The sequence below is a fragment of the Elstera sp. genome (assembly GCF_044372965.1).
Lineage (GTDB): Bacteria > Pseudomonadota > Alphaproteobacteria > Elsterales > Elsteraceae > Elstera.
Genome location: NZ_JBILQX010000036.1, coordinates 1 through 25,702 on the forward strand (window position 1 = coordinate 1; position 25,702 = coordinate 25,702).

Genomic DNA, 25,702 nt, shown 5'->3' on the forward strand with positions numbered 1-25,702 from the left:
CTTCAGGTAATTGGTGCCCCGCCCCAGCAGCTTGACGCCAAGAATATACGAGAAAAGCGCCGCCAGCAGCGGTTCGGGTAGGGCTGGGAACTCGGCGCTATGAAGCCCGGCAATCGCCGCAAAACCGCGCAGATCTTCGGGCGAAAAAGCGCGGGTAACGGTCGCGGTTTGACCAAGCGTCAGCATTAGACATTCCCCACATCAAGAATTGTGCTGGCTTCTGTCACCGGCGTATCGTCGGCACTGCGGGCAACCCGAACCGAGATCCGCGCCTCGGAGCCTTCAACACTGTCGATTGTTGCGGTAATGCGGATCGGCTCGCCCGCATAGGCCGGGTGCGGAAACATCAGGCTCTGCTGCTTTGCGACCGCGTTCGGGAGTTGGCGGCGCATCTCCGCCCAAAGGTAGCTATAAATCAGCATGCCATGGGCGACGGGACGCCCAAAGCGAGTGCGGGCGGAAAATTCGGGATCGACGTGAATCGGATTATCATCGCCACTGACGCGGGCGAAAAGCTCAAGCTCGGCCTGGGTGGGCGTATGCTCAATCGTAAAAAAAGGACCAGGAACAAGGGACATTACGCAGACTCCGGCTTTTGGGGTTCCGTCAGCGCCGCGCGCAGATGGTGCTTTTGCACCTTACCGGCGGCGGTGCGTGGAAAATCGGTAACAATCGTGACATGCTTGGGAACCTTATAGGTCGCCAGCGCGGCACGGGCATGCTGCTGCAAGTCGGCGGGATCAGCAGTTTGCCCCGGACGCAAGATAACGGCCGCGTGCCCCACTTCACCCCACTTCTCATCACTCACGCCAACCACCGCCGCTTCCAGCACAGCCGGGTGGGCCTGCAAAACATGTTCCACCTCCGCCGGATAGACGTTTTCACCACCGGAGATATACATATCCTTGATCCGATCAACGATGGTGTAATAGCCATCGGCATCGCGGCGCGCGATATCGCCGGACTTCAGCCACCCGCCCGGCGCAAATGCGGCTTCAGTCGCCATCGGATTGTTAAAATAGCCGGGCGTAATACCGGGGCCGCGAAACCAAAGCTCGCCATCGTCGCCGTCAACCCCATCGGCCCCGACCAGTCGCACCTCGGCCAGAAGCTGCGGCTTGCCGACCGAACCAATCTTGGTGGGGGCCTGCGCCCGGTCCATGAAAAACACCGTGGGGCCGGTTTCGGTCATGCCCATGCCGTTGCAAATGGTGACGCCCCGTTCCAGAAACGTCTGAATCAACGCCGCCGAGATTGGCGCGCCGCCGCAGCCCCAATGTTTGACGGCGGAAAAATCGGTCCGCTCGAACGCCGGATGCAGGCTGATCGCCTGATAAATCGCCGGAACCCCGAAGAAGACGGTAATCCTCCCCTGCTGAACCAGCGACAGAACAAGGTCCGCATCGAATTTCGGCAGAACCTGCGACACGCCGCCGACGATGAAAACCGGCAAAGTGTGCAGATTGATCCCGGCGGTATGGAAGAGCGGTAGAAAGTTGAGCGACTTCGTATCGGGGCCAATTCCCGTTGCCGTTTGAACGTTGATCATATTGGCCAGGGCCATGCCTGCCGTTTGGATGACCGCTTTTGGTTTGCCGGTGGTGCCGGAGGTATACAGCAGATACCAGGGCGCATCGGTTTCCCAGGGCGTCGGGGTCATAGGCTCGCCCGGCTGGTCGCAGACGGCATCCCACTCGATCAAGCTGCGCGAGGGCAGCCGGGCCGCTGCCACCACCTTGCTGGCGAGATCCGCCGTCGGCCCATCGAAGAACATCAGCTTCGCGCCACTATCGTCGATAATCGGCGCGAGTTCCGCCGGGGTCTGACGCCAATTCAGCGGCACCAGAATGGCCTTGGCGCGGGCGCAGGCAAACAGCAGTTCGAAAAACGGCACATTGTTATGACAGAGGACCGCGATCCTATCGCCCTCGCCAATCCCAAGCGACCGCAAGAACGCCGCGCCGCGCCCAACGCGCCGTTCGATTTCGGCGAACGACCAAACCCGCCCGCTCACCGGATCGGCGAAGGCTGCGGCGTCCGGCGTTAGCATTGCGCGTTGCGCGCAAAGGTCGGGGATAAACTTCATGCGGCGCGTCCTAGAAAATGCTTCATACCGGCGTCGGTTTCGGGCAAATCGATCAGGCTCAAGAAGCACAGGCGCTCCCGCTCCAACCCCAGCGCCACCCGGGCCCGGCGCTCCGGCGGCCAGAGCAAGCGTTTGGTTGCCGCCAAACTATGCGCGTGTTTGCCAAGCAAAACCTGGACCCAAACGGCGATCTGATCGTCTAGGGCGGCGGGATCGGTCACGGCTTGGACGAGACCGAGTCCCAAGGCTTCATCCGCCGTTACCATCCGGTTCAGCAGTTGGATTTCCGCCGCCCGCACCGGGCCGATCCGGTCGGGGAGGAGCGCCGTCCAGCCACCATCGGGGGCGAAACCCACATCGACATAATAGGGCGCGATAAAGGCTCCGCGCGTCATCGCCACCAGATCGGCGGCAAGAACGAAGCCTAAGGATCCGCCCGTTACCGGCCCTTGCACGCGCGCGATGACCGGGCACGGCAGATCGATCAAAGCCAAAATCGCCCGGTGAAGCCCACCGACGAGGCCCGTCGCATACTCCCGACGCTGCAAAAGCGGCACATCGGCAAAGGCCGCCACATCCCCGCCCGTCGAAAAACTCCGCCCCGCCCCGGTAAACACGAGCAGGCGCGGCGGCAGGCGCGCAAGATCATCGAGCGCGGCGTTCAAAGCCTCCAACAGCGCGGGCACAAGGCTATTATGACGCTGCGGCCGGTTCAGCGTGAGCGTCGCAACCCCGTTTTCGCGGCGGACCGTGACGAGGTTTTCCGTCATGGTGCGCGCCCGTTGGTGGATTTCGGCGCGATGCCATGGGAAATGAAGGCAAAGGCGGCCTCTGTGGCCGCTTCGATCGATGCTTCCTTGTCCCACAGCGCATAGCGCCGCCCGATGAAATCGCTAATCCCCATTAAAGCCCATGCCCGTAACTCCGCATCGCCGGGGGAAAGTTGTCCATCCCCTTCTGCTGCACTTAGAACTTGCCGATAGTTGTTCGCGAAATCGTGATAGTAGCGCCGATACGCCGCCTCATCCACAAATTGCGACTCCGCCACAACCCGATAGAGATTGGGATTGTCACGCACGAAGGATAGGAAAGCGTGGAGGCCGCGCTTTTCGATCTCCAGCCGATGCGTTAGCCCGGTCGTCGCAAGGGTCAGATGGCGGCGTAGGCGGCGGCCCATGCGCAAGACAAGCTCGCGCATGACATCCTCTTTCGAGCGGAAATAGAGGTAAAAGGTGCCCTGGGCGACCGCCGCTTCCTGGGTGATCGTACTGATCGAGGCGTCTGAAAAGCCTCGACGGCCAATGTCCCGCTCGGCTGCGTCCAAAATACGCTGGCGCGTTCGCTCACCCCGACTGGTTTTCGGGGCGGGCAAGGCCGATGGGAGCGATGCCTCTTCTATCGGTGCATTCGCCATAAATTCTCCTCCCGCACTCCCGACTTGACGGGAGTGCGATGAGAGGATAGGAAAAGATGAAACATGACTCAAGTGTCAGTTTGCGCACTGGGGTCACAAACAAGTCAGTAAACAAACGCTGATGGGGGGAGAAAACCTAAATGCGCACCATTCGGACTCTATGTCTGACGGGGGCGGCGCTTGCTGCGCTGTCGACCCCGGCTCTGGCCAAAGATCTTAAAATCTGCCTCATCGCTGGCAAGACCGGCGCGCTCGAAGCCTATGCCAAGCAGACCGAAGTCGGCTTTACCATGGGGCTCGAATATCTCACCCAGGGCAAGAACGAAATTCTGGGGCGCAAGCTTCAAGTTCTGGTCAAGGACGATCAACTGAAGCCGGATCGCGGCAAGGCGCTGCTGGAAGAATGCTATGCCGATGACGGGGCCGAAATCGCCGTTGGCTCGACAGGGTCCGCCGTGGCGCTTGCCATGCTGCCCGTCGCCGAAGAAGCCAAGAAAGTTCTGATCGTCGAGCCCGCCGTAGCCGATTCGATCACCGGCGAAAAATGGAACCGCTATATTTTCCGCACCGGTCGTTCCTCCTATCAGGATGCGCTCGCCGCCGCCGCCGCGATTCCCGATAACGAAGAGGTTGCCATCGGCATGCTCGGCCTCGATACCGCCTTTGGGCGCGACGGGGTAAAGGCTTTCGCTGAAGCGCTGGCCGCGATGCGCCCGAAAGCAAAAATCGTCGCCGAAGAATATGCCGCCGGGAATACCGCCGACTTTACCCCCTTCGCCGAACGCCTGTTCGCCGCATTGAAGGATAAGCCCGGCAAGCGCGTTATCAACTTCATCTGGGCGGGCGCCCACCCGATGGCGAAGTTTGTCGATATGAAGCCCGAGCGCTTCAATATCATGCTCGCGCCGGGCGGCAATATTCTACCCGTGATGAACGCCTGGAAGCAGTTTGCCGGGGCCGAAGGCGGCACCTACTACTACCATGCGTTCCCGAAGAATAAGATGAACGACTGGCTGCGCACCGAATACCAAAAGCGCTACAATGCGCCGCCTGATTTCTTCGTTGCAGGCGGGTTCGCGGCGGCTTCCGCCGTGTTCAACGGCATCACCAAAGCAGGCGGCACTGATACCGAAAAGCTGATCGCCGCGATGGAAGGCATGATGTTCGAAACGCCGAAGGGCGATATGATCTTCCGCGCCGTCGATCATCAAGCCCAGCAGGATATGTTCCACTGGCGCATCAAAAAGGACGCAACGGATAATGATCTGCTGGAGCTGGTTGCAACTATTCCGGCAGCAACCATGCCCCTGCCCTTCCGCAATAAGCGATAAAGCCTTACCCTACTCACCAGCTTGGGGGAGGGGGCGGGGCGACTTCGGTCGCCCTGCTTCCCCCCCGACCGCCCCAGTAGGAAGCCTTCTCTCATGTCTGTTCCGGTTCTCGAATCCCGCGACCTGACCATCCGCTTTGGCGGGCATACGGCGGTCAATGCGGTCAGCACCTCGTTTACGGCGGGGACACTTACCGCCATCGTCGGCCCGAATGGGGCTGGGAAAACCACCTATTTCAATCTTCTCTCCGGCCAACTCCCCGCCTCGGCGGGTCAGGTGCTGCTGGATGGTGAGGATATTACCCGGCTAGGGCCGGCGGATCGGGCACGGCGCGGCATTGGCCGGGCGTTCCAGATCACCAATCTCTTCCCGCAACTGACCGCCCACGAAAACGTCCGCCTTGCCGTGCAAGCGCGCGACCCCGCCGCCGCCAATATTTGGCAGCGCTGGACGGGGCACCGCGCCTGGATCGAGCGGGCCGAATGGGTGCTGGAGGAGGTAAACCTTCAACATCAGCGCGACACTCCGGCCTCCTCCCTCTCCCACGGCGACAAGCGCAAGCTTGAGGTGGCGATCATGATGGCGCTGGAGCCCCATGTGTTCATGTTCGACGAGCCGACCGCCGGCATGTCGGTCGATGAAGTGCCGGTGATCCTGGAGTTGATTCAGAAGCTCAAACGCGCGGGCGATAAAACCATTCTGCTGGTCGAGCATAAGATGGATGTGGTGCGCAGCCTCGCCGACCGCATCATCGTGCTGCATCACGGTCAATTGCTGGCCGATGGCGACCCCGCCACGGTGATTGCCTCGCCGCTCGTGCAGGAAGCGTATTTGGGCCGGGCACCCGAAAAAGCCCAAGCGGAGAAGAACCATGGCTAACCCGCTGCTGCGGCTTGAGGGGGTTCATACCCACATCGGCCAATATCATATTCTGCAAGGCGTTGATCTGACCGTGAACGAGGGCGGCATCACCATGCTGCTCGGGCGCAATGGCGCGGGGAAAACCACGACGCTGCGCACCATCATGGGCCTGTGGAAACCCTCGCAAGGGACGGTCACCTTCGACGGCAAGCCCATCGGGGGCAAGGATACGCCCAGCATCGCCCAAAGCGGTATCGCCTATGTGCCGGAGACGATGGCCGTATTCCACGATCTCACGGTCGAAGAGAATATGAAGCTCGCCGCCCGCTCCGGCCCACCCGATGCCGCGCGGCTGGAGTGGATTTTCGGCTTCTTCCCGGCGCTCAAACGCTTTTGGCACTCGCCCGCCGGGGTTCTGTCGGGCGGACAAAAGCAGATGGTGGCGATTGCCCGCGCCCTTGTGGAGCCGCAGCGCTTAATCCTGATCGACGAGCCAACAAAGGGCCTTGCCCCCGCCATCATCGAAGGCATGATCGGCGCGTTTCAGGAATTGAAGCGCCAGAGCACGATTCTGCTGGTCGAACAAAACTTCCGCTTTGCCGCCGCCCTCGGGGATTCGATTGCGGTGGTCGATGACGGGCGCGTCGTTCATGCGGGGAGCATGGCCGATCTGGTCGCGGATAATGGCTTGCAGGAACGCCTGCTCGGCCTCTCGCTCGACGCGCATCAATAGGAGGCTGATATGTCCGAGACCAAAGCCGCCCCCCAAAGCGCCGCCCCCGCCGATATTCCGCGCGCGAAGCTCGATCTGCTGCCGCTCCTGATCCCCGTGGTTCTCGCTGCCGCTGCCCTGGTGCTGGTCGGCAGCCCGACGACCTGGCTGACCCTCACCCTCTCCGCGCTCGCCATGGGCATGATGATCTTCGTCATCGCCTCGGGGATGACGCTGGTGTTCGGGCTGATGGACGTCATCAACTTCGGCCACGGAGCCTTCATTGCGATTGGCGCTTACCTCGCCTTTACCGTGCTGGGGCCGCTGGCCGGGTGGATGGCGTCGGAGTCGCTGCTGACCAACCTTAGCGCGCTCGCGGTTGCCGCCCTCGCCGCGATGATCGGCACCGGCGCGCTGGGCATGGCGTTCGAGCGAATCATTATCCGCCCAGTCTATGGCCAGCATCTGAAGCAGATTCTGATTACGATGGGTGGGCTCATTGTAGCGGAACAAGCGCTGCACGCGATTTTTGGCGGCGACCAAAAGGCCATGCCGCTACCCAATGGATTGCGCGGCGCGATTGTCGTCGGCGATCTTGCCTTCGAAAAATACCGCCTGCTGATCGTCGTGGTCGGGTTAGCAGTCTTTACCGGCATGCAGTTGGTGCTGAACCGCACCCGCATCGGGCTCTTGATCCGCGCCGGGGTGGAGAATGCCGAAATGGTGGAGGCCCTGGGCTACCGCATCCGCCGCCTGTTCATCGGCGTCTTCGTTGTCGGCTCGGGGCTCGCGGGGCTCGGCGGCGTACTGTGGGCGCTGTACCGGGAAACGCTGACCGCCGGGATCTCCAATGACGTGATGACGCTGGTGTTCATCGTCGTCATCATCGGCGGGCTCGGTTCCGTTGGCGGCTGTTTTCTGGGGGCGATTTTAGTGGCGCTGCTGGCCAATTATTCCGCCTTCCTGGTGCCGAAATTTGCCCTGGTTTCAACGGTCCTGCTGATGGTGCTGATTCTCCTGTGGCGTCCGCAGGGTCTCTATCCCGTCGCCAAGAGGTAAGCCCATGTTGCGCGCCCTTCTCTCCGACGATTTGCCCCGCAATCGGGCCCTCTCGGTGATCCTGCTGGTCATCCTGATCGGCCTCGCCACCGCCCCTTTCCTCGTGTCCGGGGCCAATGCCATCAATACCGCCGCGAAGATCTGCATCTTCATTCTGCTGGTGGCGAGCTACGATATTTTGCTGGGCTATACCGGCATCGTTTCCTTTGCCCATACCATGTTTTTCGGCATCGGCGGCTATGGCGTTGGCCTTGCCATGCATTTCATGGGCGCAACCTGGGGTAGCGCCCTGCTCGGCACCGGCATCGCCATTGTCTTCGGCGTGACGCTGGCGGCCTTGATCGGGCTTCTGTCCCTGCGCGTGAAGGCGATTTTCTTCGCCATGATTACGCTTGCGGTCGCAACCGTCTTCGCCGTGCTGGTCTCGCAACTCTCGGACTATACCGGCGGGGAAGATGGCCGCTCCTTCCGCGTGCCGGAACTGCTGCGCCCAACCTTTAAACTGCTGGAAGAGCCTGTGTTCGGCACCATGATAACGGGCCGCGTGGTGGCCTATTATCTGGTGTTCAGCTTTACGGTCTTCTTCTTTCTGCTAGCCTTACGCATGGTGAATTCGCCGTTCGGGCGCGTGTTGCAAGCCATCCGCGAGAATGAATATCGCGCGGAGGCGCTCGGCTATCGTGTGGTGAAATACCGCACGATTGCCACGTGTCTGTCTGCCGGGCTCGCGGTGGTCGCGGGCGCGCTTTATGCCCTGTGGCTGCGCTATACCGGGCCAGATACCACCCTCTCCTTCTCGATCATGCTGAATATTCTGCTGATGGTCGTGATCGGCGGCATGGGCACGCTCTACGGCGCGGTGATCGGCGGAACCCTGTTCATCCTCGCCGAAAACTATCTGCAAAAGCTGCTCGGCGTGGCGGCCACCCAGGTCGAGGGGATTCCCGTGCTGGCGCAAATCCTCCACCCGGACCGCTGGTTGCTGATTCTGGGCGTGTTGTTCGTCCTCAGCGTCTATTTCTTCCCGACCGGGATTGTCGGCAAACTGCGGCAGAAAGCGTCTTAGACCCGATAAAAATCCCGATACCAAGCGATGAATTTGGGCAGCCCGACCGAGAGCGGCGTCGTCGGGCTGAAGCCCAGATCGCGCCTGCTTTCGGTGATGTCGGCGGCGGTCTCGTAAACGTCCCCCGGCTGCATCGGTTGCAAATCGAGCACGGCTTTGCGGCCTAAAGCCTCTTCCAGAATAGCGACGAAATCGGTCAGTTTTTCTGGGTGGTTGTTACCGAGGTTATACACCCGGTGCGGCGGGGCCTCCCCCGTATCGGCGGGCGGGCGATCCAAGGTGGCGAGCACGCCTGCAACGATATCGTCGATATAGGTGAAATCGCGGCGCATATCGCCGCCGTTGAACAGGCGGATCGGCTCCCCGGCCAAAATAGCTTTCGTGAACAGGAACGCCGCCATATCGGGCCGCCCCCAAGGACCATAGACCGTGAAGAACCGCAGGCCCGTCGCCGGAATCCGGTAAAGATGCGCGTAGGTATAATGGAACAACTCGTCCGCCTTCTTGGTGGCGGCATAGAGCGACAGGGGCCGGTCGGTGCGGTCCGTCACCGCGAACGGCGCTTTCTCCGCGTGGCCATAGACCGAGGAGGAGGAGGCATAGACAAAATGCACCAGCCCCGGCAGGCGGCGCACCGCTTCCAGCAGGTTAATTTGGGCGACGATATTCGCGCTGATATAGGCGTGCGGGTTTTGCAGGGAGTAGCGCACCCCCGCTTGGGCGGCCAGATGGATGATATGCGTCACGCCTGAGGTGGGCGATAGCAGCGCATCCACCGCGTCCCGGTCGGCAAGCTCTACCTGCTGAAAGCTAAAGCCATTCTGCCCGGTAAGCTGCGCCAGTCGCGCGTGTTTGAGGGCCGGGTCGTAATAATCGTTGAGATTATCGACGCCGAGAACCGACTCCCCCCGCGCCAGCAGGGCTTGAGCGACATGGAATCCGATAAATCCGGCAACGCCCGTGACCAGAATGCGCATCCGTCGCCCTCTTTCTAAAGTGTCCAGTAGCGGCGACCGGCGGGAAGATCCCGCCCCCGCCACAGGCCCTTGATATCGGCGATCAACCCACCCGGTGCAACGCAGGCCGAAACTGCGCCCGCGCCCCACGCCGCAAACTCCCGATGGGCGACCGCCAGCACCAGCGCGTCATAGGGACGGTCGGGGGGAAGCGCGGTCAGGGGAGCCCGGCCCAGCAAATCCGTCAGCGCTTCGGGGGCCGCATTCGGATCGAAGCAATCGACCGAAAACCCTTTTGCCGCCAAAGCCGTGATCAGATCGACCGCCTTACTGTTGCGCAAATCGCCGATATTCTCCTTGAAGCTCGCCCCCAGCACCAGCACCGACGCGCCCGGCGCAAGCTGGGCGGCGATTTGATCGGCAAAGAACCCAGCCATCGCCTCATTGGTGTGGCGACCCGCCAGAATCGTCACCGGCTCATGGCCCAAGCTCTGTGCCCACGTGGCCAGATAATAGGGATCGACACCGATGCAATGGCCACCGACGAGCCCCGGCACGAAGGGCAGAAAATTCCACTTGGTCCGCGCCGCCTCCAGCACATCATAAACCGGAATATCGGCGGTGCGCAGGATCATCGCGACTTCGTTGATAAAGGCGATATTGATGTCGCGTTGCGCGTTTTCGATGGCTTTTGCCGCTTCCGCAACGCGGATCGACGACGCAATGTGGATATTACCGCCATTCACTGCGCCATAAAGCGCCGCGAGCCGTTGCGCAATCCCGGCGTCTTGCGCCGCGACCACTTTCGTAATCGCAGCTAGCCCATGCTTACCATCGCCCGGATTTACCCGCTCGGGGGAATAGCCCAAGTGATAGTCGCGGCCCGCCTGCAAGCCCGATTCCTCGGCAATCCAAGCCGCGCACGGGCCTTCCGTGACCCCCGGATACACCGTGCTTTCGAACACCACCACCGCCCCCGGCGCCAGTACGCGCCCGATAGTGCGCGACGCGGCTTCAAGCGCGGTCAAATCCGGCTTTTGGTCCGCATCGATGGGGGTGGGCACGGTGGCAATCAGCAGATCGCAGCCACGTAAACCCTGTTCATCCGCCGTAACGGTGAGCGACGCCGCCACGGCGGCCAAGGCGTCGGCGCTCACTTCTTGCGTCCGGTCCAGCCCGGTCGCTATGTCGGCAATGCGCCCCGCATCAATATCGAACCCCACGACGGGCCGATGCGCGGCAAGCGCCACCGCCAGCGGCAGCCCGACGTACCCAAGACCCAGAATCCCGACGCGAGCAAAGCCCATTATTGGCCAAACTCACCTAAGTATTTAAAGGCGACGCGCAAGAAGAAGGTTTGATCCTGGCGCAATTCCCTATCGGATAATTTATCGCGGGTGTAGGAGCCGAGAATAGCAAAGCACTCGTCTTCATACAAAAGCCCAAGGCCCGCGCTGCTGAGCTTATCGGCCTTGAGGTCGTAGGAGAGCAAACCGTAGGCGCTGACGAACTCGGTAATTTTAAGCTGGCCGGAGGCTACCGCCTGCTTGGGGCTGTCAACGCCGATATCGGGGAAGCGACGGTCGTAATTGATATAGGCGAGCGAAAGGCTATTGCGCCCTCGGTAAATCGTCGCGCCCAATTCTTCGCGCTGCGGCGCGCCATCATCCTTATCCAACCGGAAGCGATAGTTGAAGTCGATCCAGGACCCCGGCGATACCGTCACGGCCCCAACGATATCCGACTGGCGCTCGTTGAGCCCCGACCCCATCGGATAGGGGTTAGTGCCTTCGGACAGGCGGTACGATTGGCCGATCATGGCGGAAGCCGAGGCCCCGCCATCGCCCTTAATCTGCGCCCGCAACCCATAATCTACCCGGCTGCCGCTATCGATCCGGTCGCGCCCAGGGAAGCGGCGCGGCAGGAACAGGTTTACGTCGTCGAGTTCGACGATTTTACTGTCTTCATTGGGGATGCGGCTCTTATTGCCGCCCGTCGGCCCCGCCACCACGCCCACCTTGGGTTCGATCAGGAAGGTTGCGTCTTTCAAGCGATTGACCAGCGGATAGGCCCAGCTTGCCGCAAGCTGCGGATGGAGGCGCGTGCTCTCCCCGCTAAAGGCGCGTCCCGTCGGCTGCGGCAGATTATTGAGCGAATAGGCATCGGCCTGGACCGTGGCGGAAAAAGCCAGCACATGCCCGCCGTCGGTGATCATCGGCAGATGGTAGCCGGAAACGGTCGACAGGCGCGTGCTATCGGTGCCTAGGCGGCGGGAGAGCGAGAGGAAATCGGCGTCCAGCTTCCAGCGCCCGCCCAGCCCATCGGCGTCCGACACCAAGGACGCCACCGCCGCCGGGTGAATCCGCGCAATCGAATCGCGCACATCCTCCGCCCGCAGCGTTTGGAAGGAGTAAGCATTGAGGCCGAAATAAGAGCGCCCGTAAAACCCTTCGGCAAAGCCCGTCGAGGTCAGCGCGTTCGACACCTGATAGCGGCCCCGGCTGGTAAAATCGGTGCCAACCTTGAAGCGGCGGATATAAGTGCGGTCGGTCGCCCGCGCCACATCCCACCCGGCCCGCCAATGCTGATCGAGATCAAAGCGGCCTTCAGAGGCAAAATTACCGCGCCACTCCAAATCGGGCGGCACCTGCTGCCGGTCGAAAACCGAATCGTTCAGCAGCGAGCCCGCCACGCGGATTTTACCATGCTCGAAGCGCTGGCGATATTCCGCCGCGCCCAGAATGGCTTCCTTCGAGTAAATACGCGGCTCAACGGTAATATCGCTGCTGTCGTTGATGATCCCATAATAGGGTGTGCCGAGAACCGCGCCGAGGTTCTTGGAATAGCCAATCGTCGGCACCAAAAAGCCCGAACGGTTGCGCACAGTCGGATCGGGATGGGAGAAATAGGGCGCGTAGAACACAGGCACGCCCGCAACTTCCAACGTCGCATCCTTGTAATGAATATCCTTCTTCACCTCGTCATGGACCACCTGGCGGCCCTTGAGTTGCCACAGCGGCGGCTTGCTCGGGTCGTCTTTACACAGGTTGCACGGGGAGAAGACGGCGCGGGTCATCACCTTGCGATTGCCGGAGAGCCGTTCGACCCCCTTGGCGACGATGCGGGAATTATCGATCAGCAGCGCTTTGAAATTCTCCATGATCGCATTGCTAAGATCGTCGGAGATTTGCAGGTAATCGGAAAAGAACGTGTCGCCCGTGGCTTCCAGCAGCACCACATTCCCGGATGCCGTCACCAGTTTGCGCTTGCGGTTGTAGCTCAGCACATCGGCCTTCACTACCCGGTCGCCCTGGCTGATCTCGACCGAGCCGCGCGCCGTGACAATATCATTGTCGCGGTCGTAGATGACCTCATCGGCTTCCAGCAGAAAATCGCCTTTAGCATCGACCGGCACCACATCGGGGCGGTTCGGCAATTGGTCGAATAGAACGGGCGGGCCGATGCGTTGGGCAAGCGCACTGGTTCCCAGCAGACCCGCCATTACGCCGACCATCGGGGCCAGAACCCAGGCGCTGCGCGATGGTTTCAGCCTCGGTTTCTGCCGCACGAACCTTTTCTCCCCAAGCTTTGCAATCGCGACGCACCATGACACCAAATTTCGCCGCACGCCAAGCGGAAACAGGAACCGGTCTGTAACGTCATGAAGCACACCGTAACAAGGTGTAATCCCATGCAACGGCGGGAAACAAAACGTCGCTTTGCACGGGCGGCGGCGATATGGCACGGTCACGCTCACACAAAAAAGCCAAGGGGGGCAAAATGTCTTTGGTGACTGCGGTCGTTCTCGCCGCTGGGCTCGGCACGCGGATGAAATCCAGCAAGCCGAAAGTGATGCACCCCATCGCCCATCGCCCGATGATCCGCCATATCATCGACATGCTGGAGACGGTCAGTCAGCAAAGCCGCCGCGACCTCAAGATCATCACCGTCGTCGGCCCAGATATGCCGAGCCTAGAAGCCGCCGTTGCCCCCCATGCGACCGTTATTCAGCACGAACGGCGCGGCACGGGCCATGCGGTGCAAATGGCGCAGCCGCACCTACCCACGGAGGGCGTCGTTTTAATCCTCGTCGGCGATGCCCCCTTATTGCGCGCCGAAACCGTGCAGGCGCTTCTGGAGGCCCATCAGACGAACACGAGTAGCGTTCTGGTCGGCTCCTTCCGCCCACCGGTCGCAACGGGCTTCGGGCGGATCCTCCACGGCGCAGATGGCACCGTGCGCCGCATCATCGAAGAAAAAGATCTCGCGCCCGATCAAAAGGCGATCCCCCTGTGCAATAGCGGGTTCTTTGTGGTGGCCGCCGAAGCACTGCCCAAGCTTTTGGCGCAACTGACCCCGAATAATGCGCAAGGCGAGTTCTATCTGACCGATATCGTGGAGCATGCCGTGGCGGCAGGCCTCAGCGTGCGCGAGCTTGAAATCCCGGCAGAGGATGTTCTTGCCGTCAATTCCCGCGCTGAACAGGCGGTGGTCGAACGCATCGCTCAGGAACGCTACCGGGCGGCGGCAATGGCCAATGGCGCAACGCTGCTCGATCCGCAAACGGTCTATTTTGCCGCCGATACCAAGTTGGGCCGCGATGTGATCGTGGGGCCGAATGTCGTCTTTGGTCCCGGCGTGACTGTCGGTGATAATGTGACAATCCATGCCTTCAGCCATCTCGAAGGCGCAAGCGTTGCAGCGGGCGCGATCATTGGCCCCTACGCCCGCCTTCGGCCCGGCGCTGAAATCGGCGAAGGCGCGCATATCGGCAATTTCGTCGAGGTGAAAAACGCGACGCTCGGGGCCGGGGCGAAAGCCAATCATCTGACCTATCTTGGCGATGCCGATATTGGCGCGGGCACGAACGTCGGCGCCGGAACAATCACCTGCAATTATGACGGTATTAATAAACACCGCACTATAGTCGGCGCGGGTGCCTTCATTGGCTCCAATACCGCGCTGGTTGCGCCGGTAACGGTGGGGGATGGGGCTTTGGTGGGTGCGGGCAGCACGATTACCAAAGATGTTCCTGCCGATGCCATCGCCGTCGTCCGTGGACCCTTGACCCAAAAGGAAGGCGCTGCCGCTCGCTTCCGCGATAGTCGGCGCGCCATGAAAGCAAAGAAGAAGGATTAAACCCATGTGCGGCATTATCGGCATTCTCGGAACCGACCTTGCAGCCCCGCGCCTGCTGGATGGGCTGCGCCGGTTGGAATATCGCGGCTATGATTCAGCCGGTATCGCCACGCTGGTCAACGGCCAAATCGACCGCCGGCGGGCCGAAGGTAAGCTGCGGAACCTCGACGCCGTTCTTGCCGCCGATCCGCTCCCCGGCGTTGTTGGCATCGGCCATACCCGCTGGGCCACCCATGGCGTTGCCAACACCACTAACGCGCATCCGCACACGAGCGACCGGGTTGCTCTCGTCCATAACGGCATTATCGAAAACTTCCGCCCCTTGCGCGCCGAACTGGAAGCCAAGGGCTATAGCTTTGCCACCGAAACCGACACCGAAGTCATCGTCTATCTGCTGACCGATCTCTTAAAGCAGGGCCTCAGCCCGAAGCAGGCGATGGTCCAGGGCATGCAGCGGCTCGAAGGCGCTTTCGCCATCGCGGTGCTGGTCACGGGGGAAGACGGTTTGCTGATGGGTGCCCGGCGCGGCTCGCCGCTCGCGGTCGGCTATGGCGACGGCGAGATGTTCTTGGGCTCGGACGCGCTGGCGCTCGGCCCGCTGACCCGGCGGATTGCCTATCTGGAGGAAGGCGATATCGCCATCCTCTCCCGCGAGAGCGCCGAAATTCTGAATGAGAAGGGCGAGACGGTCGAGCGGCGCATTCAAATCGCCGAGCTTTCGGGCGCGATTGTCGGCAAGGGCAACTACAAGCATTTCATGGAAAAGGAAATCCATGAGCAGCCCGCCACCGTTGGCGAGACCCTGAACGGGTTGGTCGATGCGGGCACGCGCGGCGTGGTCCTCCCCGCCCTGCCCTTCGATCTTACAACGGTGGACCGGGTCACTTTGGTCGCCTGCGGCACCTCCTATTACGCCGCGATGGTGGCGAAATATTGGATCGAGAGCCTCGCGCAAGTGCCGGTGGAACTCGATATCGCCTCCGAATTCCGCTACCGCAATGGGCCGGTTCTGCCGGGAAGCCTCGCCCTCTTCGTCTCCCAATCGGGGGAGACGGTGGATACGCTCGCGGCCCTGCGCTACGCCAAGGCCAAGGGCGCGCATACGGCGGCTGTGGTGAACGTCCCCACCTCCGCGATGGCGCGGGAAGCCGATGTGATGCTGCGCACCCTTGCGGGGCCGGAAATCGGCGTTGCCACCACGAAAGCCTTCACGGCGCAGCTTTCGGTTCTGGCCTGCTTCGCCACCGCGCTTGGGCGCGCACGCGGGCTGATTTCGGCGGACCGCGAAGCCCAGATCACCCAAGCCCTGATGGAAATTCCCGCCCGCCTTGCCGAAGGGCTGGTGAAGCTCCCGAGCCTCCTCACGCCGATTGTGGAAGAAGTGGCCGAAGCGCGCGATGTGCTCTACCTCGGGCGCGGCCTGTCGTACCCGTTGGCGATGGAGGGCGCGCTAAAGCTGAAGGAAATCTCCTATATCCACGCCGAAGGCTATGCCGCCGGGGAAATGAAGCACGGGCCGATCGCCTTGATCGACGAAACCGTGCCCGTCATTGCGCTTGCGCCGGAAGACAGTTGGTTCGAAAAAACCGTTTCCAACCTTCAGGAAGTCGCGGCGCGCCGGGGCCGGGTGATCGTGTTCACCACCAAGCGCGGGGCGGAACATTTGCGCCCGATTGCCGCCCATGTGGTGGAAATGCCGGATATCGACCCGCTGGTCAGCCCGCTGCTCTACGCCCTGCCGGTGCAGATGCTGGCCTATTATGTGGCCGTCCGTAAGGGAACCGACGTGGATCAACCGCGCAATCTGGCGAAAAGCGTTACGGTAGAGTAAACCTCTTCTATGATTACGCCGGTTATCCTTTCCGGGGGCGCGGGAACGCGCCTCTGGCCCCTGTCGCGCAGCCTTTACCCGAAGCAGCTTTTGCCGCTGGTCGGCACCGAATCGATGCTGGTGGAAACCGCGCGCCGGTTTGCGTCGCCCGAATTCGGGGCACCGCTGATTATCTGTTCCGATCAGCACCGTTTCATCGTCGCCGAACAGGTGCGGCAGGCGGGAATCACGCCGAGCGGGATTATTCTGGAGCCGGTGGGGCGCAATACCGCCCCCGCCGCCGCCATTGCCGCGCTGGCCGTCGCCGAGCGCGACCCGCAGGGCCTGCTGCTGCTGGCGGCCTCCGACCATGCCATGACCGCGCCCGAGGCGCTTCAGGCCGCGATTGCCCAAGGGCTGAGTGCCGCGCAAGCCGGGAAGCTTGTAACCTTCGGCATTCAGCCGACGCGGCCTGAAACCGGCTACGGCTATATCCAGCGCGGCGCTTCCTTAGGCGACGGCGTTTTTGCCATCGACCGTTTCGTTGAAAAGCCGAACCTCGCCACCGCCGAAGCCTATGTGGCCGACGGTGGCTATTGGTGGAACGCCAGCCTGTTTCTGTTTCGCGCCGATCGGTTTTTGGAAGACCTCGGCCGGTTCCGCCCCGATATTCTGGAGGCGGCGCAAAAGGCCTTCCAGGCCGCCCATCGCGACCTCGACTTCCTGCGCCTTGATGCCGCCGCCTTCAAGGCCTGCCCAAGCGAGAGCATCGATTACGCCGTCATGGAAAAATCCACTCAAGGCGCGGTCGTCCCGGTCGATCCCGGCTGGAGCGACGTTGGGGCCTGGACGGCCCTTTGGGAGATCGGGACGCCCGACGCCGATGGCACGGTTTCCTTGGGCGACGTTTGGACCGAAGGCGCGCGCAACTCCTACCTCCGGTCGGAACCCGACGCGCCGCTGATTGCTGCCGTCGGCATCGATAATCTGGTCGTGGTCTCCACCCGCGATGCGGTGCTGGTCGCCCACAAGGATAAGGCCCAGGATGTTAAAAAGATCGTCGATCAACTGAAGGCGGCGGGGCGGTCGGAGGCGGAAAGCCACGCCATCGTCTACCGCCCCTGGGGCAGCTATGAAGGGCTGGTTGCCGCCGAGCGCTATCAGGTGAAGCGTATCGTGGTGAAGCCCGGCGAAAAACTCTCGCTGCAAATGCACCATCATCGCGCCGAACATTGGGTGGTCGTCGCCGGAACCGCAAAGGTTACGCGCGATCAAGAAGACGTGCTGATTTTCGAAAATCAGTCCATCTATATCCCGATGGGCGCGACGCACCGGCTGGAAAACCCCGGTAAAGTGCCGCTGCACCTTATCGAAGTGCAGTCGGGTGCCTATTTGGGCGAAGACGATATCGTCCGTCTCGACGATAAATATGGCCGCAACTGAGGCGGCGAGCGTCGCCGTGGTGCTGGTGTCCTACCACACCGGCCCGGCGCTGTTTGAATGCCTCGACGCCTTGCGGAGCGAACCCACGATTGCCGAAATCGCCCTGGTCGATAACGGTAACGATGCCGAAACCCGTGCGCGGTTGGCCGACTGGTCCGACGCGCGGTTGCGGCTGATTTGCGGCCAGAGGAACGTCGGCTTCGCACGCGGCTGTCATCTTGGGGTGACGGCCACCGCGAGCCCCTTCCTACTGCTGCTGAACCCCGATTGCCTGCTCGCCCCCGGTGCGATTGCCGCCCTGCAAACCGCCCTCGCTACAGAAAGCCGCCCGTGGATCGCAACCGTCCGCCTACTGGAGGCCGATGGACAGGAGCAACGCGGCTGCCGCCGGGCGGCGGGTAGCCCGTTGAATTTTCTGATTGAAGGTTTCGGCCTGGGCCGGGTCTTCCCGCAGTACCGCCTGAACCATCATCAGCAACCCTTGCCCAGCGGCTTGACTGCGACCCCCGCCCTGTCGGGGGCCTTCATGCTGATGCCGCGCACCACCTGGGACGCGACCGGCGGGCTCGACACGGGCTATTTCCTGCACGTTGAAGACCTCGACCTCTGCGCCCGCCTGCGCCGCATCGGGGGAGCCTGCTGGTTCCTGCCCGCCCCCGCCTGCACCCATATCAAATCGACCAGCAAGGCCCCGGCGTGGGTGGTGGAAAAACACAAGCTCGCGGGGCTGTGGCGCTACTTCCGGCTCTGGTATGCCCGGCCTTGGGCGTGGCGCGCGCTAGTGTGGCTGACGCTCGCGGGGGGGATTGGTGCGCGGTTGGTATTGAGGCGGCGCTAGGCGCGTTGGCGCCCCGCCTCAGCCCAAAGTTCCGATCCCAAGGAGCCTTGCAGCAAGCCAGGAATATAAATATCGGCGTTGATGCGGGGGAAAAAGACACCAAAACCGGATGGGGAGATTTCTGCTTCGCCTAAATCTTCATCAGAGGCCCGCTCGAACCCCTGGGCCTGCTTCGGCGAAAAGCTTACCTCAACGCCGTTGGACAGCGAGATCACTACCCGCCGCGTGTGACGGTTGAACCGCACCTTCACCGCTTGGGGCCACTGGGCCTGTTGGCGCTTCGCCCCTGCCTCGGCCTCGCGGATATCGCTTTCAGTAAGCTCCATGAATCTCACTCCAGGCGGCGCAAAGTTTTCCTAGGCTCTGAAGAATATAGTCCCGAATGATTGTGAGTGTCTTGGCCTTAAATCCGAGACTTTCACGCAGTTCAATCGGGCCAGACGGGCAGTTCAATGTGAAAACCGCTTCCATTCCTGGCCCAATGACATGGACGTGCGACGGACGATGATCGTTGGTATAGATGTAAATCCGAAACGGCTCTAAGCCACGATCAACGCACGGCATATATACCCCCGTCGCAGCCCTAAGGCGTTAGAGGGGGCTCGACGCCCCACCATCACCGCCACCGCTCTGCCGCCTGATCGTCCTCGGCTTTGGCCGCGACCCATTCCGCCCCGTCCGCGCCCTCTTCCAGCTTCCAGAAGGGCGCTTTGGTCTTCAGCCAGTCCATGAGGAAATCCGCGGCTTCGAAGGCCGCGCTGCGGTGGGCCGAGGCGGTGGCGACAAAGACGATCGGCTCCCCCGCCGCCAGCCGCCCGAAGCGATGGATGACCAGCACGGCCTGAAGCGGCCAGCGGCGCGCGGCCTCTTCGGTGATCGCCTGAACTTGGGCTTCCGTCATGCCGGGGTAATGTTCCAGCGTCATCGCAGTCAGCGCCCGCCCGGCGTGATCTTGGCCGCGCACGAGGCCGGTGAAGCTGACAATTGCGCCTGCGTGCGGGGCCTGTGCGGTGAAACGGCTGAGTTCCGCCCCCGGCTCGAACGGTTCGGCCTGAACGCGGCTGACAATCGCGCCGCTCACCCGCCCGTCACCGGCGGGAAAAAGGCCACCTCGTCCGTTGGCGCGAAAGCGCTATCGAGATCGGCAAAGACGTGATTAATGGCGGCGCGAATGATCGACCGATCCTCAAACACCGCCGCATGGCCGGGCGAGAGCGTGATGAGATGGTCGAGCAACCCGTTTAGAGTCGTCACCCCCGGTGGTAGTGAAACCTCGTCTTCGGCGCGGTTCAGGCGGGACCGCAACCACGCAAAATAGCGCACGCGCATGGGTTATGCCTCCTGCTTGGGCCGGTCCATATAGGAGAGGCCCGCACGCAAATAATCATACCCCGTAATGAGGGTCAGTAGGGCCGCCAGCGCAAGCCCGACCATACCTATTTCTTCCAAATAAAATCCGCGCGGGCCATACGGGCCGACCATCACGACGCCGAGCGCGACCATCTGAATGCCGGTTTTCCACTTGGCGAGGCGCGAGACGGGCACGGAAATGCGCAACCCCGCCAAAAACTCGCGCAGGCCCGAAACGAGAATTTCCCGCCCGAGGATAATCAGCGCCGCCACCACCATCACGCCCGCAATCTGCTGCTGGGCCACCAACACCAGCAGGATGGCGGCCACCAGCAGCTTATCGGCAATCGGATCGAGAAATCGGCCAAAGTCCGACTGAAGCTGGCGCTGGCGCGCGATATGCCCGTCGAGCCAATCGGTAATGCAGGCAAGCGCATAGAAAAACGCCGCACTCCAAGCCCCCCAAGGGCCGGGGATATACATCAGCAGCACGACCAGCGGGATCGCCGCAATGCGCGAAAGGGTGAGCAGATTCGGCAGGTTATACATCCGTCTCGATCACCCTTCAGCGGCGCGCAGCTTCATGCGCGCGCATTCTATCCGCGCGGCGCGCGTACCGCCACCCTGCAAACTACGCCCCGCCATGAAAATGATCGTAGATCTTTTTGGCGACGGTTTTACTGATCCCCGGCACTTGCTCCAAATCGCTGAGCCCGGCCCGCGTGATCGCCCGGACCGAGCCAAAATGATGCAGCAGTGCGCGGCGGCGATTGGGGCCGATTCCCGCCACCTCGTCCAGTTCCGATTTAATCTGGCTCTTCTGGCGCTTGGCCCGGTGGGTGCCGATGGCAAACCGGTGGGCCTCGTCGCGCAGGCGCTGAATGTAATACAGAACCGGATCTTGCGGCGGCAGTTTGAACGGGGCGAGGCCAGGGCGGTAGAAATCCTCCCGGCCCGACTCGCGGTCGTGCCCCTTGGCGATACAGACGATGGGCACATCCATCACCCCTGCCTCCTCCATCACCTTCACCGCCGCGCTGAGCTGGCCCGCGCCGCCGTCGATCACCAGCAAATCGGGCCAGGAGCCGCCCTGCCGCTCCGGGTTCTCCTTCAGCGCACGGGCGAAGCGGCGGGAGAGGACTTCGCGCATCATGCCAAAATCATCGCCGGGGGTGAGTTCTTCATTCTTGATGGTCCAGGTGCGGTAGGCGTTCTTCTGGAACCCCTCCGGCCCCGCCACGATCATCGCGCCGATGGCGTTGGTGCCCTGGATATGGCTGTTGTCATAGACCTCGATGCGCTGGGGCGGCGCGGACAGGGCGAAAATCTGCGCAACCCCCTCCAGCAGTTTCCGCTGGGTGGCCGATTCGGCAAGGCGACGTTCCAGCGCGTCCTTTGCATTGGTCACAGCGTGCTTGACCACATCGGCCTTGCTGCCGCGTTTGGGGACTTGCAGCGCAATTTTCCGCCCGGCTTTCAGCGATAAAGCCTCCAGCAACCAGGCTTCTTCCTCGACCGGATCGCTCAGCAACAGCAACGGCGGTGGCGTGCGCTCGTCGTAAAACTGCGCGATAAAGGAGGCAAGAATTTCTCCTGGGGCGATTTGGTCATCGTGCGTCGGGTAATAGGCGCGGTTGCCGTAGTTACTGCCGTTGCGGAAGAAGAACACCTGCAAGCAGCTCTGCCCGCCCACTTGGGCCAGGGCGAAAATATCGGCGTCGCCAAAATCGAGCGTATTGATATCCTGCCGGGCGAGAATGGTGGAGAGCGCCCGCAGCCGGTCGCGGAACTTGGCGGCGGCCTCATACTCCAACTCGGCGGCGGCGGCAGCCATTTGCAAATTCAACTTATCGTGAATATCGCGGCTGCGCCCCGAGAGCACGGCCCGGCTGCTGTCGATCAAATCGGCGTATTCCGCCTCGCTCACCTTGCCGACGCAGGGGGCGCAGCAGCGTTTGATCTGATATTGCAAACAGGGCCGCGTGCGGCTCGCAAACATCGCATCGGTGCAGGTGCGTAGTTGGAAGGTGCGTTGGAGCGCCTGCACGGTGCGTTCCACCGATCCCGCCGAGGCGAAGGGGCCGAAATAATCGCCCTTGCGCGTGCGCGCGCCGCGATGCTTGGTGAGCTGCGGGAAAGCGTGATCGCCGGTGACAAGAATGTTCAGGAAGCTTTTGTCGTCGCGCAGCAGCACATTATAGCGCGGCAGCAGCTTTTTAATCAGATTGGCTTCCAGCAGCAGCGCTTCCACCTCGGTATGGGTGGTAATGATCTCCATTGCAGCGGTTTCGGCGATCATCCGGCGAATGCGCATCGGCAGGCCGCTGGCGCTGGTGTAATTCGCCACCCGCCGCCGCAACTGCCGCGCCTTACCAACGTAGAGCACATCCCCGTCAAAATTAAGCATTCGATAAACGCCGGGGCTGAGCGGCAAGGTTTCCACCACACGGCCAATCACCCCCGCCCCCCGCTCGAACGACACGGGCGGGCGAATCACGGCTCCTTCAGGGCGAATAGGGGGCGGGGCGATCTCGGGGCTCATCGGACTATAAAAAGGGTGAGTCGCTTGCGAATCAAGGGGCTGGACGGGGGGGCTACGACAATCCACGATTCCTGTGGATAAGTCTGTGGAGAAGGACCGAATACAATGCGCACAGGGGCAGGACTCTAGGCGACTCGGGGCGTTGCATAATTTTTAGGCACGAACTTTAAGACTCTGATTTTATTCGTTTTTACTGATTCCGAAACAACGCATTCCCACCTTCGGGTCGAGCAGCAGCCCTTATCAGTCGAAGATTTATCCCTTGACAGGGAATCGGGCGACGCTGTGAACAATTCCCCTTGACGGGGGTGCGGAATTGGGGGTTGGCGGCCCCTTTTACCGCGCCGCGCGCGCCAGTGCCAATTATCCCGCAGAACGTTCAATCTCCACACCAACCGCGCGGGCGTCGGGCATCACGGCGCGCTTTTCGACCCGTACCCGCGCCGTGCGCACCCGCCCATCGACAAGACAGAGGCGGGCGATACGATCGGCCAAAGTTTCCACGAGATTAACCCTCGTGCCCGTTACCAGCGCGCGAATTTCGTCGGCGAGCGTCGCATAGCAGACCACGGCGGCGAGATCGTCTGATCCTGGCTCGGTTTCCATCACCAGTAAATCGACGGAAACAGCGATGGGCTGCAGCACGCCCTTTTCTTCTGGGTAGACGCCAATCTCGGCCATCAACTCCAGGTCATGGATATAGAGCCGCCGCAGCCCCTGAGTGGGGCGCAGCGAGCCATCCAGCCGGCTCAAGGCGGCCAGGGTTGCGGGCAGGGACAGGTCGGTCATGCGCAAATATTCCTGAGCACGAAAAGCGGCGGTATGGGCGAAACGAACAGCCCCGGTTTGTTCTTACCCTCTAGCCGCCTTGGCCCGCGCGCGCTAGTGTCATTCGCTCTTAAAAAGGGATAGCTGCTATGGCAACTTCGTTGCGCGATCATCCTTTGGGCGGGGTGCGGGTTCATCGCGCCGATTATGATTGGCCCAAAAGCGGCGCAAGGCTTGAGCTTGTGTCGGATTACCGCCCGGCCGGCGACCAACCGGCGGCGATTGCCGAACTGCTCAAGGGCTTGTCGGAAGGCGAGCAAAGTCAGGTGCTGCTCGGCGTGACCGGCTCGGGCAAGACCTTTACCGTCGCCCATGTGATTCAACAGGTGCAGCGCCCAACGCTGATTCTTGCCCCGAACAAAACGCTGGCAGCACAGCTCTATGGGGAAATGAAGAGCTTCTTCCCCAATAACGCCGTGGAATATTTCGTTTCCTATTACGATTATTTCCAGCCGGAAGCCTATGTGCCCCGAACCGATACCTATATCGAAAAAGAATCGACGATCAACGAACAGATCGACCGGATGCGCCATGCCGCAACGCGCGCGCTTCTAGAACAGCGCGACGTGATTATCGTCGCCTCGGTGTCCTGCATTTACGGTATCGGTTCGGTCGAAACCTATTCGAGCATGACGGTCGATCTTGCGATCAACCAGAGCTTCGAGCGCACGGCCCTGATCCGCCGCCTGTCGGAGCTTCAATATAAGCGCAACGACGCGGGCTTCGGGCGCGGCACTTTTCGCGTGCGCGGCGACACCATCGAACTGTTCCCGGCCCATTATGAGGATCGGGCGTGGCGCATCTCCCTCTTCGGCGACGAAATCGAAGGGCTGCACGAGATCGACCCGCTGACCGGCGAGAAGATCACGGCGCTCGAAACCGTGCGCATTTACGCCAATAGCCACTATGTCACCCCGCGCCCAACGCTGACCCAGGCCATCAAGCAGATCAAACAGGATTTGAAACTGCGCCTCGGCGAGTTTGTGGAAAGCAACAAGCTGCTGGAAGCCCAGCGCATCGAACAGCGCACCCAGTTTGATCTGGAGATGCTCGAAGCCTCCGGCTTCTGTTCGGGCATCGAAAACTATTCGCGCTACCTGTCGGGCCGTGCCCCCGGCGAGCCGCCGCCGACGCTGTTCGAGTATCTGCCGCCCGATGCGCTCCTCATCATCGATGAAAGCCACGTCACGGTTCCGCAGTTGGGCGCCATGTATAAGGGCGACTTTGCGCGCAAATCCACCCTGTCGGACTTCGGCTTCCGCCTGCCCTCCTGTATGGACAATCGCCCGCTGAAGTTCGAAGAATGGGAGGAGCTGCGCCCGCAAACCATCTTCGTTTCGGCCACCCCCGGCCCGTGGGAATTGAACGAGACGCAAGGCGTCTACGCCGAACAGGTGGTGCGCCCGACCGGGCTGACCGATCCCGTCTGCATCATTCGCCCCACCGAACATCAGGTCGATGATCTCATTGCCGAGTGCAAGGCCGAAGCCGCCAAGAACAGCCGTGTGCTGGTGACGGTGCTCACGAAGAAAATGGCCGAAGCCCTCACCGAATATATGACCGAAGCGGGCCTGAAGGTGCGCTACGTCCATTCCGACGTGGATACGCTGGAGCGGATCGAGATTATCCGCGATTTGCGCTTGGGTGTGTTCGACGTGCTCATCGGCATCAATCTGCTGCGCGAGGGGCTCGATATTCCCGAATGCTCGACGGTGGCGATTCTCGATGCCGATAAGGAAGGCTATCTGCGCTCGCGCACCTCCTTGATCCAGACCATCGGCCGCGCCGCGCGCAATGTCGAAGGCCGCGCGCTGCTCTATGCCGACCGCATCACCAACAGCATGGAAGCCGCCATCGGCGAAACCAACCGCCGCCGCGAAAAACAGCAGGCCTATAATGCCGCGAACGGCATCACGCCGGAAAGCATCCGCAAATCCATCGGCGATGTGCTCTCCTCGGTGTTCGAGCGCGGCGACCATCTCAACGTCGATACCGGCCCGGACCATAGCTTCGGCAAAGACCTCAAAACCTATATGGCCGAGCTTGAGAAGAAGATGCGCGACGCCGCCGCCAATCTGGAGTTCGAAGAAGCCGCCCGCCTGCGCGACGAACTCCGCCGCGTCGAAGCCCGCGATCTGGGTCTGCCCGCCCCGGATGCAAAGCCGAAGGCGGGGAGCGCGCAGGCGGCGAAGGCTAATCGCGGACGGCGGGGGAAGCGTTAGGGGGGGGGGGGGCCCCCCCCCCCCCCCCCCCCCCCCGGGGGCGGG

The 25,702-nt window shown here is 61.8% G+C and carries 25 protein-coding genes; 10 read left to right on the forward strand and 15 right to left on the reverse strand.

Features of this window, described 5'->3' with window-relative positions; genetic code table 11:
• The 5 genes from ACIQ36_RS06990 to ACIQ36_RS07010 all read right to left on the reverse strand — a co-directional run.
• Positions 1-186: hypothetical protein (locus tag ACIQ36_RS06990; RefSeq protein ID WP_395827387.1), on the reverse strand; the 186-nt coding region annotated here is incomplete at its 3' end.
• The gene (locus tag ACIQ36_RS06995) at positions 186-578 is read right to left on the reverse strand and encodes a MaoC/PaaZ C-terminal domain-containing protein (protein ID WP_395827390.1); all 393 of its coding nucleotides are present in this window, start codon (positions 576-578) and stop codon (positions 186-188) included. The genes ACIQ36_RS06995 and ACIQ36_RS06990, both read right to left, overlap by 1 nt.
• The gene (locus ACIQ36_RS07000; protein ID WP_395827393.1) at positions 578-2,086 is read right to left on the reverse strand and encodes a long-chain fatty acid--CoA ligase; all 1,509 of its coding nucleotides are present in this window, start codon (positions 2,084-2,086) and stop codon (positions 578-580) included. Before ACIQ36_RS07000 ends, ACIQ36_RS06995 begins: the two co-directional genes overlap by 1 nt.
• Positions 2,083-2,856 (reverse strand): enoyl-CoA hydratase/isomerase family protein, encoded by a 774-nt coding sequence (locus ACIQ36_RS07005; RefSeq protein ID WP_395827396.1) that lies wholly within the window; start codon positions 2,854-2,856, stop codon positions 2,083-2,085. The genes ACIQ36_RS07000 and ACIQ36_RS07005 overlap by 4 nt, the downstream gene beginning before the upstream one ends.
• Positions 2,853-3,500, reverse strand: a complete 648-nt coding sequence (locus tag ACIQ36_RS07010) for a TetR/AcrR family transcriptional regulator (protein WP_395827398.1) — start codon at positions 3,498-3,500, stop codon at positions 2,853-2,855. The genes ACIQ36_RS07005 and ACIQ36_RS07010 overlap by 4 nt, the downstream gene beginning before the upstream one ends.
• Positions 3,501-3,640: 140 nt before the next feature.
• Between ACIQ36_RS07010 and ACIQ36_RS07015 the strand changes: the two genes are divergently transcribed.
• The 5 genes from ACIQ36_RS07015 to ACIQ36_RS07035 all read left to right on the forward strand — a co-directional run bounded on the left by ACIQ36_RS07015 (position 3,641) and on the right by ACIQ36_RS07035 (position 8,529).
• The gene (locus tag ACIQ36_RS07015) at positions 3,641-4,831 is read left to right on the forward strand and encodes a substrate-binding domain-containing protein (RefSeq protein WP_395827401.1); all 1,191 of its coding nucleotides are present in this window, start codon (positions 3,641-3,643) and stop codon (positions 4,829-4,831) included.
• Positions 4,832-4,924: 93 nt separating this feature from the next.
• Positions 4,925-5,710 carry an ABC transporter ATP-binding protein gene (locus ACIQ36_RS07020; protein WP_395827404.1) on the forward strand — a complete coding sequence of 262 codons (786 nt, stop codon included), beginning with the start codon at positions 4,925-4,927 and terminating at the stop codon, positions 5,708-5,710.
• On the forward strand, positions 5,703-6,425 hold the full coding sequence (locus ACIQ36_RS07025) for an ABC transporter ATP-binding protein (protein WP_395827407.1): 723 nt from the start codon (positions 5,703-5,705) through the stop codon (positions 6,423-6,425). Before ACIQ36_RS07020 ends, ACIQ36_RS07025 begins: the two co-directional genes overlap by 8 nt.
• Before the next feature lie 9 nt (positions 6,426-6,434).
• Positions 6,435-7,463 (forward strand): branched-chain amino acid ABC transporter permease, encoded by a 1,029-nt coding sequence (locus tag ACIQ36_RS07030; RefSeq protein WP_395827410.1) that lies wholly within the window; start codon positions 6,435-6,437, stop codon positions 7,461-7,463.
• Positions 7,464-7,467: 4 nt separating this feature from the next.
• Positions 7,468-8,529, forward strand: a complete 1,062-nt coding sequence (locus ACIQ36_RS07035; protein WP_395827413.1) for a branched-chain amino acid ABC transporter permease — start codon at positions 7,468-7,470, stop codon at positions 8,527-8,529.
• On the opposite strand, the gene ACIQ36_RS07040 is transcribed toward ACIQ36_RS07035, so the two are convergent.
• The 3 genes from ACIQ36_RS07040 to ACIQ36_RS07050 are packed head-to-tail and all read right to left on the reverse strand — an operon-like array spanning position 8,526 to position 13,053.
• The gene (locus tag ACIQ36_RS07040; protein WP_395827416.1) at positions 8,526-9,506 is read right to left on the reverse strand and encodes an NAD-dependent epimerase/dehydratase family protein; all 981 of its coding nucleotides are present in this window, start codon (positions 9,504-9,506) and stop codon (positions 8,526-8,528) included. The two genes, ACIQ36_RS07035 and ACIQ36_RS07040, sit on opposite strands and share 4 nt — an antisense overlap.
• 14 nt (positions 9,507-9,520) lie before the next feature.
• Entirely contained in the window at positions 9,521-10,792 is a 1,272-nt protein-coding gene (locus tag ACIQ36_RS07045; protein ID WP_395827418.1) for a nucleotide sugar dehydrogenase, read from the reverse strand.
• Complete coding sequence (locus tag ACIQ36_RS07050; protein WP_395827421.1) at positions 10,792-13,053, reverse strand: LPS-assembly protein LptD; 2,262 nt, start codon at positions 13,051-13,053, stop codon at positions 10,792-10,794. The genes ACIQ36_RS07045 and ACIQ36_RS07050 overlap by 1 nt, the downstream gene beginning before the upstream one ends.
• Positions 13,054-13,265: 212 nt before the next feature.
• Here ACIQ36_RS07050 and glmU point away from each other — a divergent pair, with 212 nt between their 5' ends.
• The 4 genes from glmU to ACIQ36_RS07070 are packed head-to-tail and all read left to right on the forward strand — an operon-like array spanning position 13,266 to position 18,715.
• Complete coding sequence (glmU, locus tag ACIQ36_RS07055; protein WP_395827424.1) at positions 13,266-14,624, forward strand: bifunctional UDP-N-acetylglucosamine diphosphorylase/glucosamine-1-phosphate N-acetyltransferase GlmU; 1,359 nt, start codon at positions 13,266-13,268, stop codon at positions 14,622-14,624.
• Positions 14,625-14,628: 4 nt separating this feature from the next.
• A complete protein-coding gene (gene glmS, locus ACIQ36_RS07060; protein ID WP_395827427.1) occupies positions 14,629-16,455 on the forward strand; it encodes a glutamine--fructose-6-phosphate transaminase (isomerizing) in 1,827 nt (608 codons plus the stop codon).
• Positions 16,456-16,464: 9 nt separating this feature from the next.
• Positions 16,465-17,877 (forward strand): mannose-1-phosphate guanylyltransferase/mannose-6-phosphate isomerase, encoded by a 1,413-nt coding sequence (locus tag ACIQ36_RS07065; protein ID WP_395827430.1) that lies wholly within the window; start codon positions 16,465-16,467, stop codon positions 17,875-17,877.
• Entirely contained in the window at positions 17,864-18,715 is an 852-nt protein-coding gene (locus tag ACIQ36_RS07070) for a glycosyltransferase family 2 protein (RefSeq protein WP_395827433.1), read from the forward strand. Before ACIQ36_RS07065 ends, ACIQ36_RS07070 begins: the two co-directional genes overlap by 14 nt.
• Here ACIQ36_RS07070 and ACIQ36_RS07075 read toward each other — a convergent pair.
• The 7 genes from ACIQ36_RS07075 to folB all read right to left on the reverse strand — a co-directional run bounded on the left by ACIQ36_RS07075 (position 18,712) and on the right by folB (position 23,396).
• The gene (locus ACIQ36_RS07075) at positions 18,712-19,041 is read right to left on the reverse strand and encodes a DUF2442 domain-containing protein (RefSeq protein WP_395827436.1); all 330 of its coding nucleotides are present in this window, start codon (positions 19,039-19,041) and stop codon (positions 18,712-18,714) included. The genes ACIQ36_RS07070 and ACIQ36_RS07075 overlap by 4 nt on opposite strands.
• Entirely contained in the window at positions 19,028-19,279 is a 252-nt protein-coding gene (locus ACIQ36_RS07080; protein WP_395827439.1) for a DUF4160 domain-containing protein, read from the reverse strand. The genes ACIQ36_RS07075 and ACIQ36_RS07080 overlap by 14 nt, the downstream gene beginning before the upstream one ends.
• Positions 19,280-19,331: 52 nt before the next feature.
• On the reverse strand, positions 19,332-19,784 hold the full coding sequence (locus tag ACIQ36_RS07085) for a molybdenum cofactor biosynthesis protein MoaE (protein WP_395827457.1): 453 nt from the start codon (positions 19,782-19,784) through the stop codon (positions 19,332-19,334).
• An 8-nt stretch (positions 19,785-19,792) separates the two neighbouring features.
• Positions 19,793-20,044: a molybdopterin converting factor subunit 1 gene (moaD, locus tag ACIQ36_RS07090; RefSeq protein WP_395827442.1), complete on the reverse strand. Its 252-nt coding sequence runs from the start codon at positions 20,042-20,044 to the stop codon at positions 19,793-19,795.
• Between the two features lie 3 nt (positions 20,045-20,047).
• On the reverse strand, positions 20,048-20,614 hold the full coding sequence (pgsA, locus tag ACIQ36_RS07095; protein WP_395827445.1) for a CDP-diacylglycerol--glycerol-3-phosphate 3-phosphatidyltransferase: 567 nt from the start codon (positions 20,612-20,614) through the stop codon (positions 20,048-20,050).
• Between the two features lie 82 nt (positions 20,615-20,696).
• Entirely contained in the window at positions 20,697-22,607 is a 1,911-nt protein-coding gene (gene uvrC / locus ACIQ36_RS07100) for an excinuclease ABC subunit UvrC (RefSeq protein ID WP_395827448.1), read from the reverse strand.
• Positions 22,608-22,970: 363 nt separating this feature from the next.
• Entirely contained in the window at positions 22,971-23,396 is a 426-nt protein-coding gene (gene folB, locus ACIQ36_RS07105; RefSeq protein WP_395827451.1) for a dihydroneopterin aldolase, read from the reverse strand.
• A gap of 128 nt (positions 23,397-23,524) precedes the next feature.
• Between folB and uvrB the strand changes: the two genes are divergently transcribed.
• Positions 23,525-25,657: an excinuclease ABC subunit UvrB gene (uvrB, locus tag ACIQ36_RS07110; protein WP_395827454.1), complete on the forward strand. Its 2,133-nt coding sequence runs from the start codon at positions 23,525-23,527 to the stop codon at positions 25,655-25,657.
• The last annotated feature ends 45 nt before the right edge of the window (positions 25,658-25,702 follow it).

Coding starts and splice junctions, on each gene's coding strand:
- ACIQ36_RS06995 (WP_395827390.1), bottom strand. CDS start 578: ATGTCCCTTGTTCCTGGTCCTTTTTTTACGATTGAGCATACGCCCACC.
- ACIQ36_RS07000 (WP_395827393.1), bottom strand. CDS start 2,086: ATGAAGTTTATCCCCGACCTTTGCGCGCAACGCGCAATGCTAACGCCG.
- ACIQ36_RS07005 (WP_395827396.1), bottom strand. CDS start 2,856: ATGACGGAAAACCTCGTCACGGTCCGCCGCGAAAACGGGGTTGCGACG.
- ACIQ36_RS07010 (WP_395827398.1), bottom strand. CDS start 3,500: ATGGCGAATGCACCGATAGAAGAGGCATCGCTCCCATCGGCCTTGCCC.
- ACIQ36_RS07015 (WP_395827401.1), top strand. CDS start 3,641: ATGCGCACCATTCGGACTCTATGTCTGACGGGGGCGGCGCTTGCTGCG.
- ACIQ36_RS07020 (WP_395827404.1), top strand. CDS start 4,925: ATGTCTGTTCCGGTTCTCGAATCCCGCGACCTGACCATCCGCTTTGGC.
- ACIQ36_RS07025 (WP_395827407.1), top strand. CDS start 5,703: ATGGCTAACCCGCTGCTGCGGCTTGAGGGGGTTCATACCCACATCGGC.
- ACIQ36_RS07030 (WP_395827410.1), top strand. CDS start 6,435: ATGTCCGAGACCAAAGCCGCCCCCCAAAGCGCCGCCCCCGCCGATATT.
- ACIQ36_RS07035 (WP_395827413.1), top strand. CDS start 7,468: ATGTTGCGCGCCCTTCTCTCCGACGATTTGCCCCGCAATCGGGCCCTC.
- ACIQ36_RS07040 (WP_395827416.1), bottom strand. CDS start 9,506: ATGCGCATTCTGGTCACGGGCGTTGCCGGATTTATCGGATTCCATGTC.
- ACIQ36_RS07045 (WP_395827418.1), bottom strand. CDS start 10,792: ATGGGCTTTGCTCGCGTCGGGATTCTGGGTCTTGGGTACGTCGGGCTG.
- glmU (WP_395827424.1), top strand. CDS start 13,266: ATGTCTTTGGTGACTGCGGTCGTTCTCGCCGCTGGGCTCGGCACGCGG.
- glmS (WP_395827427.1), top strand. CDS start 14,629: ATGTGCGGCATTATCGGCATTCTCGGAACCGACCTTGCAGCCCCGCGC.
- ACIQ36_RS07065 (WP_395827430.1), top strand. CDS start 16,465: ATGATTACGCCGGTTATCCTTTCCGGGGGCGCGGGAACGCGCCTCTGG.
- ACIQ36_RS07070 (WP_395827433.1), top strand. CDS start 17,864: ATGGCCGCAACTGAGGCGGCGAGCGTCGCCGTGGTGCTGGTGTCCTAC.
- ACIQ36_RS07075 (WP_395827436.1), bottom strand. CDS start 19,041: ATGGAGCTTACTGAAAGCGATATCCGCGAGGCCGAGGCAGGGGCGAAG.
- ACIQ36_RS07080 (WP_395827439.1), bottom strand. CDS start 19,279: ATGCCGTGCGTTGATCGTGGCTTAGAGCCGTTTCGGATTTACATCTAT.
- moaD (WP_395827442.1), bottom strand. CDS start 20,044: ATGCGCGTGCGCTATTTTGCGTGGTTGCGGTCCCGCCTGAACCGCGCC.
- pgsA (WP_395827445.1), bottom strand. CDS start 20,614: ATGTATAACCTGCCGAATCTGCTCACCCTTTCGCGCATTGCGGCGATC.
- uvrC (WP_395827448.1), bottom strand. CDS start 22,607: ATGAGCCCCGAGATCGCCCCGCCCCCTATTCGCCCTGAAGGAGCCGTG.
- folB (WP_395827451.1), bottom strand. CDS start 23,396: ATGACCGACCTGTCCCTGCCCGCAACCCTGGCCGCCTTGAGCCGGCTG.
- uvrB (WP_395827454.1), top strand. CDS start 23,525: ATGGCAACTTCGTTGCGCGATCATCCTTTGGGCGGGGTGCGGGTTCAT.